This is a genomic window from Flavihumibacter sp., assembly GCF_036676075.1.
Taxonomy (GTDB): Bacteria; Bacteroidota; Bacteroidia; order Chitinophagales; family Chitinophagaceae; genus Flavihumibacter.
On sequence record NZ_JAKFDQ010000007.1, the window covers coordinates 1,118,865 to 1,133,049 of the forward strand.

The following is a 14,185-nucleotide window of genomic DNA, read 5'->3' on the forward strand; positions in this document are numbered from 1 at the left end:
CTGTCCTGACACATGTCAGATGGGTAGCCTACTTATAGTACTTCAACGTCTCCCGGAGCTGGTTGCGGATCGATTTTCGGAGGCCTTTGGGTTCCAGCACTTCCACTGCTGCACCAAGCTGAAGCAGCTTCTGTTCCAGTTCTTCATTCACCACCAGTTTCATTTCCAGCTCAGTAAATTCCTTCCCCTCCTTCAGTACCTTCTGGGATGGGTGCAGCGGAAAGGCCAGCAAGTGCCGGTCGAGGGGCGGGTAAACGCGGAGTACCAGCTTTTCTTTTTCCCCTTCAAAGCCCACGCCTACCAGGTCGCGGAAGAGATCGCCGTAGGGAAATTCAGGTCGGGGTTTAAAGCGATCGCCCAGGGCCTCCAACTCCGTGATCTTATCCACCGCAAAACAGCGCAGATCGCCGGCACCAGCCTCACCGCGCAGGTATCCCACCACAAACCAGCGGTAGCCATATTCGCGGAGCATATAAGGTTCCAGCACTACCTCTATCACGGTTCCTTTCTGGTTTTCCGCCATAAAGCGGATGGGCTGGCGGTTGGTGATGGACTGCAGTAGTGGCTGCAGGAGGTGAATACCGCGCAGTTCGGAACCGTTGCCGAAAGAAATATGTTTCAATGTTTCGGAGGGGGATTGCAGGAGCGATTGCGTGAATTCTGCCACTTCGCCGGCTTTGCAGAACTGGAGGAAGGCGTCAATGGCGGGCAGACTTTCGTTGGCTATCAGGTACTGATTTTTTGTTGGATCATAGTGGATGGCGATCCCGAATTCAAAGCGGAGATCTTCCATGAGACGGTCGTAGGTGCGGGGACTGATCAGAAACCCTTCTGCCTCCAGCCGAAGCATCAATTGTTTCCTGCTCTTTCCCTTGCCGGGCTGCAAGGCTTCTACGATGGTCTTGTATTGCCGGATCTTTCCCTGGAGCAACATGGGTTTAGGTTTTATCCTTTAAGATAAGGAACCCTTTTCAAACGCCGCCAGGTATTGGCGCACATCTTCATCCGAAAGCTGCTCAAATTGCTCATACCAGGCCCCTACCCCCCTGAACTGTGGGGGGATAAAAACGGTTACCAGCTCATCAGCCATCTCTGCCAACTGGCTGGCAGCCTGCCCGGAGGAAACAGGAGCGGCGATCACTATTTTGGCGGGCATTTGTTTGCGAAGAAGCTTCACCGCTGCCATCAGGGTATTGCCGGTAGCGATACCATCATCTACCACAATCACAATCTTCGCCTGCAGTGAAGGTGCAGGTCTATCACCCCGCCAATACTGGTATTGACCGGCCATTTTCTGCCGGATGGCTGCTGTCCTTTCTTCGATGTATTCATCAGATACTTCATCATGGGGAACAATGATGCGATCACTAAGACTCACCGCCCCGATGGCATATTCGGGCTGGTAGGGATGACCGATCTTCTTCACCATCACCACATCAAGGGGCAGCCCCAGGTCAGCAGCTACCGCCCCCGCAACGGGTACCCCACCGCGGGGAACGCCCAGCACTACTGCATCTGCGCCTGCATACCTCTTCAGTTTGCGGGCAAGCAGTCGACCTGCTTCCGTGCGGTTAGAAAATATCATGGCATAAAGTTAGGGCAACTTCGCCGCCAGATACATATATGCATTGTGTAAATGATGCGCGAAAATATTCTCTTTTGAATCGGGGAAGCGCTGGTAATAATCGGCATCGGCAGCCAGGGCGATCATATGCCCGGTTCGAACATAATTGTTGCTGTTGATATAGGCCGGAGGCTGGTAGCCGGGAATCTGCTTCTTCACAAATCCTGAGGCCATCTTACCCAGGTATTTCTGGTAGCGGCGGCCTGCCCTTCGTGATGGATTATTAAGCTGGTTGTACACGTGCTTCAGCACCAGGTTATTGGGGAATTTTTGTTTTTTGACAAGGGCTTTTTTGTCGGCAAACGGGTTGGTGTTATTAAAATCCTGCAGTGTCTGGATGGAGATGGGAGATTCGGGTACCCAGTCGGCCGCGTTCACCACATTGAAAGCCCATCCCCCAAAAGTCATCGCTTCATAATCATATGCATAATAGAGATTGCCGGGCTTGGGAGCCGCACTGCAATAAGTTTTAAAACGGATGTTTGAGGGGATGGCAGATTGGCGCTGGAGGCCATACAGATATGAGGTAAGCAGATAGGCGATGGCACCACCCTGGCTATGGCCAACAATGATAAAATCGGAGGTGCCGCTTTTAACGGCGCTGTCAATTTTCGGAATGATATCACGCGCGAGATAGGCCGTACTCACCAGCCAGCCAACATGCACGGCAGCACGCGGATTATCGGCCAGTGAATAGTTGAAGCGAAAATCATCTTCCAGTTGAAGTTCACCTTTTGCCGGTACCATCGCTGCATAAACATTCGCGAGCCAGCTCACGGCATTGGTAGTGGTACCCCTTATGCTGATGACTGCCTTCCCCTTTCCGTTTGACCAGAGATCCCAGTAATTGTCGAGCCCCATGGTAGGCGATTTATAAACCTGTGTAAACTCCAGCGGGGCGGGGAAGGTATCATAATAGGCAGGTGAATTAGTACTGCGGGCGCTGATCTTCATCAACTCGAGGTATTCGGATTTGTCGAAACCTGGTTGAAGAAGCTGGGCGCGCGCAGGGGAGCCGGTCAGTAAAAGAAAGATGAAAGGCAATAGGCAAGAGAGAATAGATGTGTATTTCATGAATTGCTTGCTGCTGTTAATTAGTAAAGCGAAAAGAATACTACAGCACCATTGCATTAACCAACAATAAATTTATTGCAAAAAGGAAAGAGCTTGAAATAATAATTGCTCCTGTTTAAAAACGGCGCTTACTCGATGTGGCATCATTAAACAACTGACCAGAATTATAAACTGTGTTGACAGCAGTCATTTTTCAGGCTATTATCAAAGGCTACCTTTAGAAGGAAATTTATTCCATATCACAATAAAAAAGGAGGGTTGTTATGACAACAAAATCTTTGATGCGCCGCACAGAGAATGTCCCATCCATTTTTGAAGATCTGTTTAAGCCATGGAACGAGTGGTTCGACAATTCTGGCAGTAACCTATGGGGAAAGATGATGAAAGTTCCTGCAGTAAACATTACTGACAACAAGGACAATTACCTCGTATCACTGGCAGTACCCGGAATGGATAAGAAAGATTTCAACATCGACATTGATGGAAACCTTCTCACCATCAGCGCGGAGAAAGAAGAAAACAAAGAAGAGAAGGAAACACGCTATTCCCGCAGGGAATACAGCTACAGTAGTTTTAGCAGAAGTTTCACCATTCCTGAGGAAGTCCTCATTGAGAAGATCGATGCGACTTATGAAAATGGTTTATTGAAACTGGTTCTACCAAAAAAAGAGGAAGCTAAAAAGCCTCAAATCGGAAAGCACATCGATGTTAAATAGTTTTGGTGTAATGGTGAATTGCTTAAGGCCCTTCAGCCATTGCTGAGGGGCTTTTTTTTCTAAAAAATTTTTATGAAACGGATCCTATATATAGCATTATCATCTGTAATGATGATGATTTTATTATTTGCCTGCTCTACTTCAAGGATCACCAGTTCCTGGACGCCTGCCGATATAACACCAAGGCAGTTCAGCAAGATCATGGTGCTGGGATTAACGGGTTCTTCAGAACGTGATTTCAGGCAAAAAATGGAGCAGCATATTGTAGATGATTTGCAAACAAGAGGATTTAAGGCTGTGTCGGCATTTGCAACCTATGGACCAAAAGAATTTGAAGGATCAGATGAAAAAACATCGCTGGAAAAACTAAAGGCTGATGGAGTGGAAGCGGTGTTGACAGTTGTATTGCTCGATAAGGAAAGGGAGCGGTATTATGTTCCTTCGCGGGTCAGGTATTCTCCTTATATCATTTACCAGAATCGATTCTGGGGATACTATCGCACCATTTATGACCGTGTATATACGCCGGGATATTATACCAGTACAACCAAATATTTCTGGGAGACAAATCTTTACGATCTATCAGATATGAGTCTGATCTATTCCACACAAACGGAGAGTTTTGACCCCGAATCCTCAGAGCGGCTCGGCCATGAGTATGGCAAGCTGATCATCAATGATTTGGCCTCAAAAAATGTATTGAAACCGGCAAACTGACCCGTTAAAGTATTCCCAATGAAGCAGCTGTTTTACGGCTGCTTTAACATTTATGGCTTCCCATGGCACCGTTCTTGAATTATCACTGTGTAATTATTTGTTTCATTTAAAAAGTAGAATATGAGAAAGCAAAGAACGGAAGCACTGAATTTTGAACTGGTAGTTGACGGAACACCTATAGAAATTGTTGCTAAGCCATATATAGCTGCCAATGAGCAGCCACGATTTCGCGTAAGCTATGACGGTAGTCCGGTTCATATCTTCGGATACGAGCCTGAAATGGGTAAAGTTATAGTGATGGATAGCGCATCAGAAGATATACATCCAAAAATTGAAGATGCCATTGGTAGAATGCTGTTGAAAACAATAGCGGCATAGATCAATTTCTCTTTTGATAGTTTGTGTAGCAAAAGCCACCTTTAAACAGGTGGCTTTTCTTATTTATTGCTGTGAAAATTTTAGCCGAGATTTAGGGTATGCTTAGACATGCCAAGTACGAGGACCTGCAATTTGTTTTCGGATTGTATATGCACCCCGATATCAATCCTTACCTCTTATATGAACAGATGAGCCTGGCTGCCTTTCAATCGGTGTATGATGCATTGATGCTGAAAAATATTGTGTTCATATATGAAGTGGAGGGAACAGCTATCGGCATGTGCAAGCTCGTTCACCAGGAATATCGCAATGATCATATTGTTTATCTGGGAGGTGTGGCAATCCATCCTGATCAGATGGGCAAGGGACATGGACGAAAAATGCTGGAAGAGATCATAGCCCTGTGCGACCGCAACGGTATACGCAGAATAGAATTGTCAACAGCAGTAACTAATGAAAAAGCGATCCGGCTCTATGAAGGAGTCGGATTTGAAAAAGAAGGTATCATGAGAAAATATACCTACCTGAAATCCGAGAATCGTTTTGTAGACGAAGTCCTTATGAGCCGGATCAACTAGTATTTAAAGACGATAGCGCTTTATAATTGTTGCACCAATAGTTCTTCTTCTATCACCTGCTTAAAGGCATTCTTTGGAAGGGCACCAGGCTGCATCATTGGCTGTCCGTTAACCGGTATAAAAAGTATAGTGGGGATACTCTGGATGCCGAAAACGGCGGAGAGTTCCTGTTCAACTTCTGTATCCACTTTATAGATGATCAGCTTGCCATCATATTCTTTAGACAGGTCTTCCAGAATGGGTGCAACCATTTTACAGGGACCACACCAGTCGGCGTAGAAATCTACAATGGCAGGTAATTCACCCGCATAGCTCCATTCTGTAGCATTTTCATAATCAAACACCTTTTTCTTGAACTCTTCTGTTGTGAGTTTAACTGTTGCCATCGCTAATATTTTGTGTCAAAATTAGTTTAAGTGAAAGCGATACTATGTGCGTAAAGTCACCTTTACTCATCTTGTGCTTACACCATCAAACAGGCTATCTGCAAGGAAATCGAGATTGTCCAGGATATAGTCGTTCTCATTATTCATAAAAATTTTCATGCCAACCTGTTTCAATCCCCAGTGAATCATATTAACCCATGTTTCCATTTCCATTGACTGCAGGTGCTTCACTTCGCCGTTGCTGATACCAAAGAGTAGGATATCCTTTAGCTGGTGCTCCACGAAGCGGTCTTTTTCTTCGGTGAGTTCCAGGATGCGTTTGGCACTTTCGAATAATTCGGCGCGGTAAACGGAATATACTTCTGCCTTTTCCTTCACGTTCTCAAACATCCCCTTTACAAAAGAGCGGAACTTTTCGCGGGCAGTACTGGCCTCTTTTACTGCGGCAGCAACTTTCTGGTGCTGCTGCTTCATGTCGTGCATGATGATGGCCTCAAAGATCTCTTCCTTGGTTTTGAAATAGTAGTAGAGGGCGCTTTTGGACTTACCCACCATTTTGGCGATATCCTCCATGGTGGTTTTCTTAAAGCCATAGCGCTTGAATAACTCACGCCCCTCGGTGAGGATCTCCGCCATTATAACCGGGTCTCTTTCTACTTGACTAACTGACATATCTGGTCGAATTTGTACTTAGGTGCAAAATACAATTTTAAAGCCGGACTGGGGGAAGCCAGGCCAGGGAAACTTATGGGGTTCTGAATGTTCACGAAGTTTCTGCATCTATCTTATTGATAAACATACTATTGAAATATATTTTGTGGAAATGGTTCCATGATAGTAAGAACCGGAATCATTCAGTTTTACAGTTCCTTAACAATAAATATTCGACCATTTAATCGTTTTAGTCGAAATGTCTAGTACTTTTGACTTTTAAATCAATTTAGTCGAAAGGTCATGGAACAGAAAATACTCAGCACTACCTCCAGCCTGTTCTCCCTGATGGGGATTCAGCAGCTCCGGATGGCCGACCTGGCCCAGCATATGGGCGTATCGAAAAAAACCCTTTACCGCTTCTTTCCTTCGCGGGAGCAACTGGTGGAGCGGGTGGTGGCGGAAATGGGCGAAACACTGACCCATCAACTGAGGGAGGTTAGCTTATCAGAAACCAATAGCCTCAAGCAGCTCACCAGCTATATCACCACCATGGCAACATTCTACAAGAAATGGTCGCCCGTGTTTTTTGCTGACCTGCAGAAGCATTATCCCTCTCTCTGGACCAGCATCAGCACCGAGGTAAGGCAGCTATTGCTCAACCTGCTCCGCCGTAACCTGGAATCCGGCATACAGCAGGGAATCTACCGGGGTAATATCCATCCCGGCTTGCTGGTAACGCTCTGGCAGCAGCATTTTTACAACGACTTCCGCTATTGCGAACAACTCAGTACCGACTATTCCAAGGAGGAAGTATTCCGGCAGAGCTGCCTCTTGTTTCTCTATGGCATCATCCTTCCGTCAAAGATCCCTGCCCTGGAAAAGCTGATGCTCGACTACCAGCTCCAGGCCAATCAATCCACTTCTTTTTACACACCTCAATATATAAATCAAGCAATCGTATGAGATCTCTATTGACCACTACGGCCCTGTTCATAGCACTGCTCGGCACCACTGCCGCGCAGGCACAGGAGCCGGCACCACTAACCCTGCAGGCCACTATCAACCTGGCCCTGCAGCATAACCAGCAGCTTAAGAAAGCAGTGCTGGGCGAAGAGGGCGGCCGCCAGAAGACCCGTGAAGTGAAGGCACAGGCCCTGCCACAGGTAAACCTGAACGGCAGCTATTCCAACAATTTCATTAAGCCCATCATAGTTCTGCCCGGCGAACTGACAGGTGCACCAGGAACTGTATCCACCATTGAGATGGGTACCACCCATAATGTGGGAGTAACCGGTGAAGTCAAGCAGGAGCTATTCAACCAGTCGGTATTTACCGGATTGCAGGCAGCAAAAAAAAGTGAAGAGTATTACAAGATGCAGACGGCGCTCACGGAAGAGCAGGTGATACAATCGGTAGCCGCAGCATTCTATCAGCTCCAGGTGAACAGGGTAAAGCGCGGCATCGTTGACTCAAACCTGGTTAGTTCAAGGCGTATACTGCAAACAACAGAAGCCCAGTTCAAAGCCGGACTGGCCAAGCGCATTGATGTGGACAGGTTGCGCGTGAATATCGCGAACCTCGAAAGCAATGCCAACCTCTTCAATAATGCCATCTACCAATCAGAGAACCAGTTGAAATATTATATGGGATTGCAGATGGATGATGCAGCAAGTTTTGCAACGCCGCCATTAGATTCCATTGAATCAGAACTCAACTCAGTATTGCAGGTTGAATACAATGATGTGAAGCAACTGAATGATTTCAAACTTTTGGAGAAGCAGGAAGAGTTGCTCCACCTGCAGAAGAAAGCCTATAAAGCAGAATACTATCCCAAGCTTTCGCTTTTTGGAAACTACAGCTATAATGGCATCAGCAACAAATTTGACCTGGTAAAATCTTCGGGTACTGCTACCTGGTATGATGTAGCAGCGGTAGGTATCAGGCTTTCCGTTCCCATTTTTGATGGCAATGCCAGGCAGGCAAGAATAGCACAGAGCAATATCCAGATCAGGCAATTGAGGGAAGACCTTTCGCAGAAGCAGAGCCTGCTTACACTGAACCAGCGCAATGCGAAAATGCAGATCGCAAATAGCATCAATACCATCCGCCTGCAGGAAAAGAACGTGGCGCTGGCAAATGATGTATATGAGACCACGCAAAGCAATTACCGCCTTGGTTTTGCTACCCTCACTGATCTGCTGAATGCAGAAACATCCTTAACCCAATCGCGCAATAACCACGCGGAGGCGCTGCTCCAGTTCAAGCTGGCGCAGATAGAGTTACTCCGATCCAATGGAAATATTAAATCACTAACACAACAATAAACTAACAGTTATATGAAAAGGAAATTAGTTAAAGCGGGTATATGGAGCGTTGCTATCCTGGGATCTTTATTCCTGGTGATCGGAAAGCTCCAAAGCAATAAGGCCTCCAATGCGGCCAAAACAGAACTGGTGCAGCAGACGCATTCCTCTGTTATGGTAAGTACAGATTCTGTAAAGCTGCAGCCAATGGTGATAGACTTTGAAGCCAATGGCATTTTTCAACCCAATAAGCTGCTTGATTTTGCGGCGGAATCAAATGGCAGAATATCATCCCTCAAAGTGGATATAGGTTCTTATGTAAGGCAGGGACAATTGCTTGCCGTACTGGATAATGAGCAGGTAAACAACGATGTTCAGATCAGTGCCAATAACAGGGCCAAGTTACAGAATGACCTTGCCCGTTATGACAGCGCTTACCAGAATGGAGGCATCACCTATCAGCAATTGCAGGACCTGAAATTACAGGCAACACAGAGCAATACGCAACTCGCGATACAGCAACGAAAGCTTCGCGACAGCTACCTAAAGGCACCCATCAGTGGAATCATCCAGAGTAAGTTTGTAGAGAAAGGAGCCTATGTACAACCCGGAACCAAAATGTTCCAGATAGTGGATATATCCAAACTAAAGCTTCGCATCAATGTACCTGAGTACCAGGTGGTGAAACTGAAAGTAAAAGACAAGGTTCCTGTTATGTCGGATGTATTTCCTGATAAGCAGTTATACGCAACCGTTAGTTATATCGCGCCGATGGGAGATGCATCCCTCAACTTCCCCGTGGAGCTGGAGCTCACCAATATCAATGGCAATGCGATCCGCGCCGGCATGTATGGAAGAGCAAAATTCCGGTTTGCCGAAAACAATTCTGCGCTGCTGATTCCGCGTACCGCATTTATAGGAAGTGTTAACAGCAACGAAGTATATGTTGCCAGCAATGGCAAGGCTGAACTGCGCAAGGTAAAGCCCGGCCGCATCCTTGGCGAACAGGTTGAGATATTGGAAGGGCTTAAGGAAGGTGAGCAGGTGATCAGCGGCGGACAGATCAACCTGAAGAACGGAACAGCCATCATCATTCAATAAGCACTATCATGAAGATCACAGAAATATCTATCAAAAGACCCACCATTGTGGTGGTGCTGTTTACAGTACTCACGCTGCTGGGAATCATCAGTTATAAATCGCTCAATTATGAGCTGCTTCCAAAGTTCTCGCCACCAGTGGTTACCATAGTAACCATCTATCCGGGTGCTTCACCGGGAGAAGTGGAAAACACCGTCACCAAGAAGATCGAAGATGCGGTGGCATCCATGGAGAAGATCAAGAAACTCACGGCGCGCTCATCGGAAGGGCTGAGCCTGGTAACAGTAGAGCTTAACAGCAGTGCGAATCCGGATATCGCATTACAGGATGCACAACGAAAGGTGAACAGCGTATTGAGTGAGTTGCCCGATGATGTTAAACCACCATCCCTCAATAAATTTTCACTGGAGGACCTTCCTATTATGACCCTCTCTGCCACGGCGAAGATGGATGGCAAGGATCTCTATGACCTGCTTGATAATAAGGTAGCGCCAGGTCTTTCGCGTATTGATGGTGTTGCGCAGATCACGCTGATCGGTGGACAGGAAAGAGAAGTGAAAGTTGATATCAGTTCCGATAAACTGGCAGCCTATAATCTATCGTTGTTGCAGGTGCAGCAGGCGATCATGCAATCGAATCTCGACTTCCCAACCGGTAAGGTGAAAACAGAAGAGAACCAGGTGCTGATACGGTTGGCGGGAAAATATGAATCAATTGAATCACTCCGTGAGGCAGTGGTGGCAACCAGTACTGCCGGTGCGCCTATACGCCTGAAAGATGTGGCCGATATACAGGAGGCCGTTAAAGAAACATCGCAGCTCGCAAGGGTTGATCAGCAAACTGCTGTGGCCATGATGATACAAAAACAGAGTGATGCGAATGCGGTAAATGTGAGTGAAGAAGTGAAGGCGACCATTGCGCAACTGGAAAAAGAATATGCATCGAATGACCTGCACATGAAGGTGGCGAATGATACATCGCTGTTTACACTGGAAGCTGCAGATGCGGTTATACATGACCTTTTTCTGGCGGTTATACTGGTAGCATTGGTGATGTTATTATTCCTTCACAGCATCCGGAATGCACTGATCGTAATGATTTCTATCCCCGCATCACTGATCGCAACTTTTATCGGGATGAAACTGATGGGCTTCTCCCTAAACCTGATGTCACTGATGGGACTCTCACTGGTGGTGGGTATCCTCGTGGATGATGCCATCGTGGTGCTGGAAAATATACAGCGACATATGGAGATGGGTAAGAACCGCGTGCGTGCTGCCTTTGAAGGGGTGAAAGAGATAGGCTTTACCGTTACATCCATTACCCTGGTAATTGTGGTGGTGTTTTTCCCGATCAGTTTAACCAATGAACTGGTGTCGAATATCCTCCGCGAATTTACCGTGGTGGTGATCATCTCCACGCTTATGAGCTTGCTCGCATCCTTTACACTGGTGCCATGGCTGGCATCGCGTTTTGGTAAGCTGGAGCATATCAGCGGTAAGAATATTTTTGGAAGGTTCATTCTCTGGTTTGAGAAGCAACTGGAGAATTTTACCAAATGGATAACCGGTATACTTAACTGGTCGCTCGATCATAAGGCCATCACACTTTCTGTAGTGATTGCCATGCTGGTGGCTTCCTTTATGCTGGTGGGAAAAGGATATATCGGTGGTGAGTTCATACCGCAGGGCGACCGAGGTGAATTCATCGTGCAGCTCGAACTTCCCAAAGATGCATCTGTTGAACAGAGCAACTATGCCACACAGAAAGCGGAAGAATATCTGAGTAAGAATCCTGATATCACATCATTGATCACAACAGTTGGACAAAGCAGTGAAGATGGATTTGGGGCGAGCAATGCAACAGCCTACAAATCGGAGATCACTATCAAACTGGTACCAATTGACCAGCGCGAAGATGCTTCTGATGTATATGCTGCTAAAACAAAACTGGCACTCGAAAAAGTTGTGCCGGGGGTTAAAGTGAAGACCATTCCTGTTAGCATATTAGGTACGGCACAGAGAGCGCCGCTGGAGATCATTGCGCTTGGAGCAGATTATGATAGTGTAATGGCCTATGCAAAATCGATCAGGACAGTAGTGGAATCAACAGAAGGAACCAAGGAAGTAAAGCTGAGTGTGGAAGACGGAAATCCAGAGATCAACGTATCGGTGGATCGTGATAAGATGGCTGCATTGGGATTGAGTCTCGACCAGGTTGGTATCACCATGCAAACCGCCTTTGCCGGAAATGATGATGGCAAATTCAGGCAGGGTGCCTATGAATATGATATCCGGGTAGGACTAGATGATTTTGACAGGAAGAATATCAACGATGTTTCCAATCTCACGTTTATCAATAACCGCGGTCAGCAGGTGAAGCTTTACCAGTTTGCATCGATCTCGGAGAAATCCGGTCCCAGCAGGCTGGAGCGCCGAGACAAAAACAGTTCTGTCTCGGTACAGGGCCAGGTAATCGGTAAATCGGTAGGAACTGTTGCAACGGAGATCACTGAAAAGATCGCAGCACTACCAAGGCCGGCAGGGGTTAGCTATGTAATGGGAGGTGATGTAGAGAACCAGGGTGATTCATTCTCCACACTGGGAGTGGCATTGCTGATCTCTATTATCATGGTATACCTGATCATGGTGGCATTGTATGACAACTATATCTACCCGCTGGTGGTGATGTTCTCTATTCCATTATCCATCATTGGTGCCTTGCTTGCACTGGCACTCACCAACAATACACTGAATATATTTTCTATTCTGGGTATCATCATGTTGATCGGATTGGTGGCGAAGAACGCTATTATCCTGGTTGACTTTATCAACCAGAGCAAGGCGGAAGGACATAGTACCCGAGAGGCTGTTATCCTTGCGAACAATGCAAGGTTAAGACCCATCCTGATGACCACCATTGCGATGGTGATAGGAATGTTGCCACTGGCACTGGCTGCCAGTGCGGGAGCAAGTTTTAAGAATGGTCTGGCCTGGGTGATCATCGGGGGCCTGGTAAGTTCCATGTTCCTGACACTTATTGTGGTGCCGGTGGTTTACCTGATGGCGGATAAGTTTATGGCAAGAATCAATAGGGGGAGGAAGAGCGAGGATGTGGAGACGCTCATGGTGACGTAAGAATTGGATGGAGAGATGGAGGGATGGAGAAAATGCCGCGAAAAATGAAAGCCGTGACGTATGGAAATACGCACGGCTTTTTTCAATCAATCGACCTTATCATTAATAAACCTATAGGTACGGACCTTAAAGAATATGTCCGAAAGCGGGATCTGTATGTAAATGTGTATGCTCAGGTTCAAGGGCCTGTTGGAGGTCGGCGATCAGATCAGCCGCCCTTTCAACGCCAACGCTAAGCCTGACGAGTCCGGGTACAATACCCAGTGACAACTTCTCCTCTTCAGGAACATCAGAATGGGTCATAGTGCCGGGATGTTCAGCAAGGCTTTCTGTTCCGCCTAGACTCACCGCCAGTTTAATATGATGAAGATGGTTAAGGAAACGGAAAGCTCCCTTTTCGCCGCCTCTTACAACAAAACTGATCATGGCGCCAGCACCTTTGCACTGCGATTTATATATCGCATATTGGTTTCCGTCCCTTTCATCCAAATGGCCCAGGTAGATGACCCTTTCAACAGCCGGATGTTTCACCAGCCATGCTGCCACTTCTTTAGCATTTGCCTCTGCAGCATTCATACGAATCATGAGTGTTTCCAGGCTCCTGAGCAATAACCAGGCTGTATGGGAATCGGTATTGGTACCCATAACGGTTCGCATCCTTTTTACTGCTGTCATAAGGGATGCAGTTCCTGTTGCAGCACCTGCTATCAGGTCACTATGTCCCCCTATATATTTGGTAGCAGAATACAAAACCATATCAGCACCGAGCTCCAGCGGGTGTTGCCATATGGGTCCCATATAGGTATTGTCGACCACAGTGAGTATGCGCTTTACATCTTCAGGCTTTGCCGCTGCGGCGAGATTTTTGGCTGTATAACTGGCAGCAATATCCGAAGCCATCCGAATATCGATAAGGTGGTTGGTAGGATTGGCAGGCGTTTCTACATAGATCATGCGAAGTCTTTTGCCGAGACCTGAAGCATCTATCATAGCCATGATCTCATCGCGGGTCTGGTTGGGATGAAATCCCAATATCTCCACTCCAAAAGCGGGTAATATGCTGTGAATAAATTTATGTGTTCCACCATAAAGGGGATTACTGTATAGAAGGAGATCACCGGGACGAAGAAAGGTCAATAGTGTGGTGGAGATGGCGCTCATGCCACTGGAGAAAACGGCAGCAGCTTCTGCTTTATCCCAGAGTTTTAACCTGTTCTCCAGGATCTCGACAGTTGGGTTGTTGATCCTGCTGTAGATGAGTCCCATCCTATCGTTTTCATGACCTGGTTTTCCCATGGCCATCTCGAAATAAGTCTTGCCTGCCTCAGCGGTGGGGAATACAAAAGTTGATGTTTGGAAGTTGGGGCATTTCACTGCGCCTTCACTCCATTCGGGATAATATCCATATCCAAGCATCGCGGTTTCAGGTGCCATATTTTCCTCGCCCTGAACAGGCGGAATTCTTCTATGATCCATGATCGGGAGTTTGTACAAACTTCTTGCTTTGGAGGGAAATA

Annotated in this window: 14 protein-coding genes; 8 read left to right on the forward strand and 6 right to left on the reverse strand. The window is 46.8% G+C overall.

Annotated features, from left to right (window positions below; all coding sequences use genetic code 11):
- Window positions 1-28: 28 nt before the first annotated feature.
- The 3 genes from V6M43_RS07610 to V6M43_RS07620 are packed head-to-tail and all read right to left on the reverse strand — an operon-like array spanning window position 29 to window position 2,698.
- A complete protein-coding gene (locus V6M43_RS07610; protein WP_332733894.1) occupies window positions 29-934 on the reverse strand; it encodes a helix-turn-helix transcriptional regulator in 906 nt (301 codons plus the stop codon).
- Window positions 935-952: 18 nt separating this feature from the next.
- On the reverse strand, window positions 953-1,585 hold the full coding sequence (locus V6M43_RS07615) for a phosphoribosyltransferase (RefSeq protein ID WP_332733896.1): 633 nt from the start codon (window positions 1,583-1,585) through the stop codon (window positions 953-955).
- 9 nt (window positions 1,586-1,594) lie between these two features.
- The gene (locus V6M43_RS07620) at window positions 1,595-2,698 is read right to left on the reverse strand and encodes a lipase family protein (RefSeq protein ID WP_332733898.1); all 1,104 of its coding nucleotides are present in this window, start codon (window positions 2,696-2,698) and stop codon (window positions 1,595-1,597) included.
- 263 nt (window positions 2,699-2,961) lie between these two features.
- Here V6M43_RS07620 and V6M43_RS07625 point away from each other — a divergent pair, with 263 nt between their 5' ends.
- From V6M43_RS07625 to V6M43_RS07640, 4 genes are all read left to right on the forward strand, one after another.
- The gene (locus tag V6M43_RS07625) at window positions 2,962-3,414 is read left to right on the forward strand and encodes an Hsp20/alpha crystallin family protein (protein WP_039129966.1); all 453 of its coding nucleotides are present in this window, start codon (window positions 2,962-2,964) and stop codon (window positions 3,412-3,414) included.
- A 72-nt stretch (window positions 3,415-3,486) separates the two neighbouring features.
- Window positions 3,487-4,131 carry a hypothetical protein gene (locus tag V6M43_RS07630; RefSeq protein WP_332733903.1) on the forward strand — a complete coding sequence of 215 codons (645 nt, stop codon included), beginning with the start codon at window positions 3,487-3,489 and terminating at the stop codon, window positions 4,129-4,131.
- A gap of 120 nt (window positions 4,132-4,251) precedes the next feature.
- Complete coding sequence (locus tag V6M43_RS07635; RefSeq protein ID WP_332733905.1) at window positions 4,252-4,509, forward strand: hypothetical protein; 258 nt, start codon at window positions 4,252-4,254, stop codon at window positions 4,507-4,509.
- A 98-nt stretch (window positions 4,510-4,607) separates the two neighbouring features.
- A complete protein-coding gene (locus V6M43_RS07640) occupies window positions 4,608-5,087 on the forward strand; it encodes a GNAT family N-acetyltransferase (RefSeq protein WP_332733907.1) in 480 nt (159 codons plus the stop codon).
- 20 nt (window positions 5,088-5,107) lie between these two features.
- Here the strand turns inward: V6M43_RS07640 and trxA are convergent, their stop codons facing one another.
- Window positions 5,108-5,473, reverse strand: coding sequence for a thioredoxin (trxA, locus tag V6M43_RS07645; protein ID WP_332733909.1), 366 nt, complete (start codon window positions 5,471-5,473; stop codon window positions 5,108-5,110).
- A 66-nt stretch (window positions 5,474-5,539) separates the two neighbouring features.
- Window positions 5,540-6,145, reverse strand: a complete 606-nt coding sequence (locus V6M43_RS07650) for a TetR/AcrR family transcriptional regulator (protein ID WP_332733911.1) — start codon at window positions 6,143-6,145, stop codon at window positions 5,540-5,542.
- 282 nt (window positions 6,146-6,427) lie between these two features.
- On the opposite strand from V6M43_RS07650, the gene V6M43_RS07655 reads away from it, so the two are divergent.
- From V6M43_RS07655 to V6M43_RS07670, 4 genes are read left to right on the forward strand one after another with little or no spacing between them, the layout of a single operon-like run.
- Entirely contained in the window at window positions 6,428-7,090 is a 663-nt protein-coding gene (locus V6M43_RS07655; protein WP_332733913.1) for a TetR/AcrR family transcriptional regulator, read from the forward strand.
- A complete protein-coding gene (locus V6M43_RS07660) occupies window positions 7,087-8,451 on the forward strand; it encodes a TolC family protein (protein WP_332733915.1) in 1,365 nt (454 codons plus the stop codon). Before V6M43_RS07655 ends, V6M43_RS07660 begins: the two co-directional genes overlap by 4 nt.
- Window positions 8,452-8,463: 12 nt before the next feature.
- Window positions 8,464-9,531, forward strand: a complete 1,068-nt coding sequence (locus V6M43_RS07665) for an efflux RND transporter periplasmic adaptor subunit (protein ID WP_332733917.1) — start codon at window positions 8,464-8,466, stop codon at window positions 9,529-9,531.
- A gap of 8 nt (window positions 9,532-9,539) precedes the next feature.
- On the forward strand, window positions 9,540-12,668 hold the full coding sequence (locus V6M43_RS07670) for an efflux RND transporter permease subunit (RefSeq protein ID WP_332733919.1): 3,129 nt from the start codon (window positions 9,540-9,542) through the stop codon (window positions 12,666-12,668).
- Window positions 12,669-12,794: 126 nt separating this feature from the next.
- Here V6M43_RS07670 and V6M43_RS07675 read toward each other — a convergent pair whose 3' ends face one another.
- A complete protein-coding gene (locus V6M43_RS07675) occupies window positions 12,795-14,144 on the reverse strand; it encodes a cystathionine gamma-synthase family protein (RefSeq protein WP_332733921.1) in 1,350 nt (449 codons plus the stop codon).
- Between the last annotated feature and the right edge of the window lie 41 nt (window positions 14,145-14,185).

What these genes read in the sequence shown, in the direction of transcription:
- V6M43_RS07610 (WP_332733894.1), bottom strand. Translation starts at nt 934, where the DNA reads ATGTTGCTCCAGGGAAAGATCCGGCAATACAAGACCATCGTAGAAGCC.
- V6M43_RS07615 (WP_332733896.1), bottom strand. Translation starts at nt 1,585, where the DNA reads ATGATATTTTCTAACCGCACGGAAGCAGGTCGACTGCTTGCCCGCAAA.
- V6M43_RS07620 (WP_332733898.1), bottom strand. Translation starts at nt 2,698, where the DNA reads ATGAAATACACATCTATTCTCTCTTGCCTATTGCCTTTCATCTTTCTT.
- V6M43_RS07625 (WP_039129966.1), top strand. Translation starts at nt 2,962, where the DNA reads ATGACAACAAAATCTTTGATGCGCCGCACAGAGAATGTCCCATCCATT.
- V6M43_RS07630 (WP_332733903.1), top strand. Translation starts at nt 3,487, where the DNA reads ATGAAACGGATCCTATATATAGCATTATCATCTGTAATGATGATGATT.
- V6M43_RS07635 (WP_332733905.1), top strand. Translation starts at nt 4,252, where the DNA reads ATGAGAAAGCAAAGAACGGAAGCACTGAATTTTGAACTGGTAGTTGAC.
- V6M43_RS07640 (WP_332733907.1), top strand. Translation starts at nt 4,608, where the DNA reads ATGCTTAGACATGCCAAGTACGAGGACCTGCAATTTGTTTTCGGATTG.
- trxA (WP_332733909.1), bottom strand. Translation starts at nt 5,473, where the DNA reads ATGGCAACAGTTAAACTCACAACAGAAGAGTTCAAGAAAAAGGTGTTT.
- V6M43_RS07650 (WP_332733911.1), bottom strand. Translation starts at nt 6,145, where the DNA reads ATGTCAGTTAGTCAAGTAGAAAGAGACCCGGTTATAATGGCGGAGATC.
- V6M43_RS07655 (WP_332733913.1), top strand. Translation starts at nt 6,428, where the DNA reads ATGGAACAGAAAATACTCAGCACTACCTCCAGCCTGTTCTCCCTGATG.
- V6M43_RS07660 (WP_332733915.1), top strand. Translation starts at nt 7,087, where the DNA reads ATGAGATCTCTATTGACCACTACGGCCCTGTTCATAGCACTGCTCGGC.
- V6M43_RS07665 (WP_332733917.1), top strand. Translation starts at nt 8,464, where the DNA reads ATGAAAAGGAAATTAGTTAAAGCGGGTATATGGAGCGTTGCTATCCTG.
- V6M43_RS07670 (WP_332733919.1), top strand. Translation starts at nt 9,540, where the DNA reads ATGAAGATCACAGAAATATCTATCAAAAGACCCACCATTGTGGTGGTG.
- V6M43_RS07675 (WP_332733921.1), bottom strand. Translation starts at nt 14,144, where the DNA reads ATGGATCATAGAAGAATTCCGCCTGTTCAGGGCGAGGAAAATATGGCA.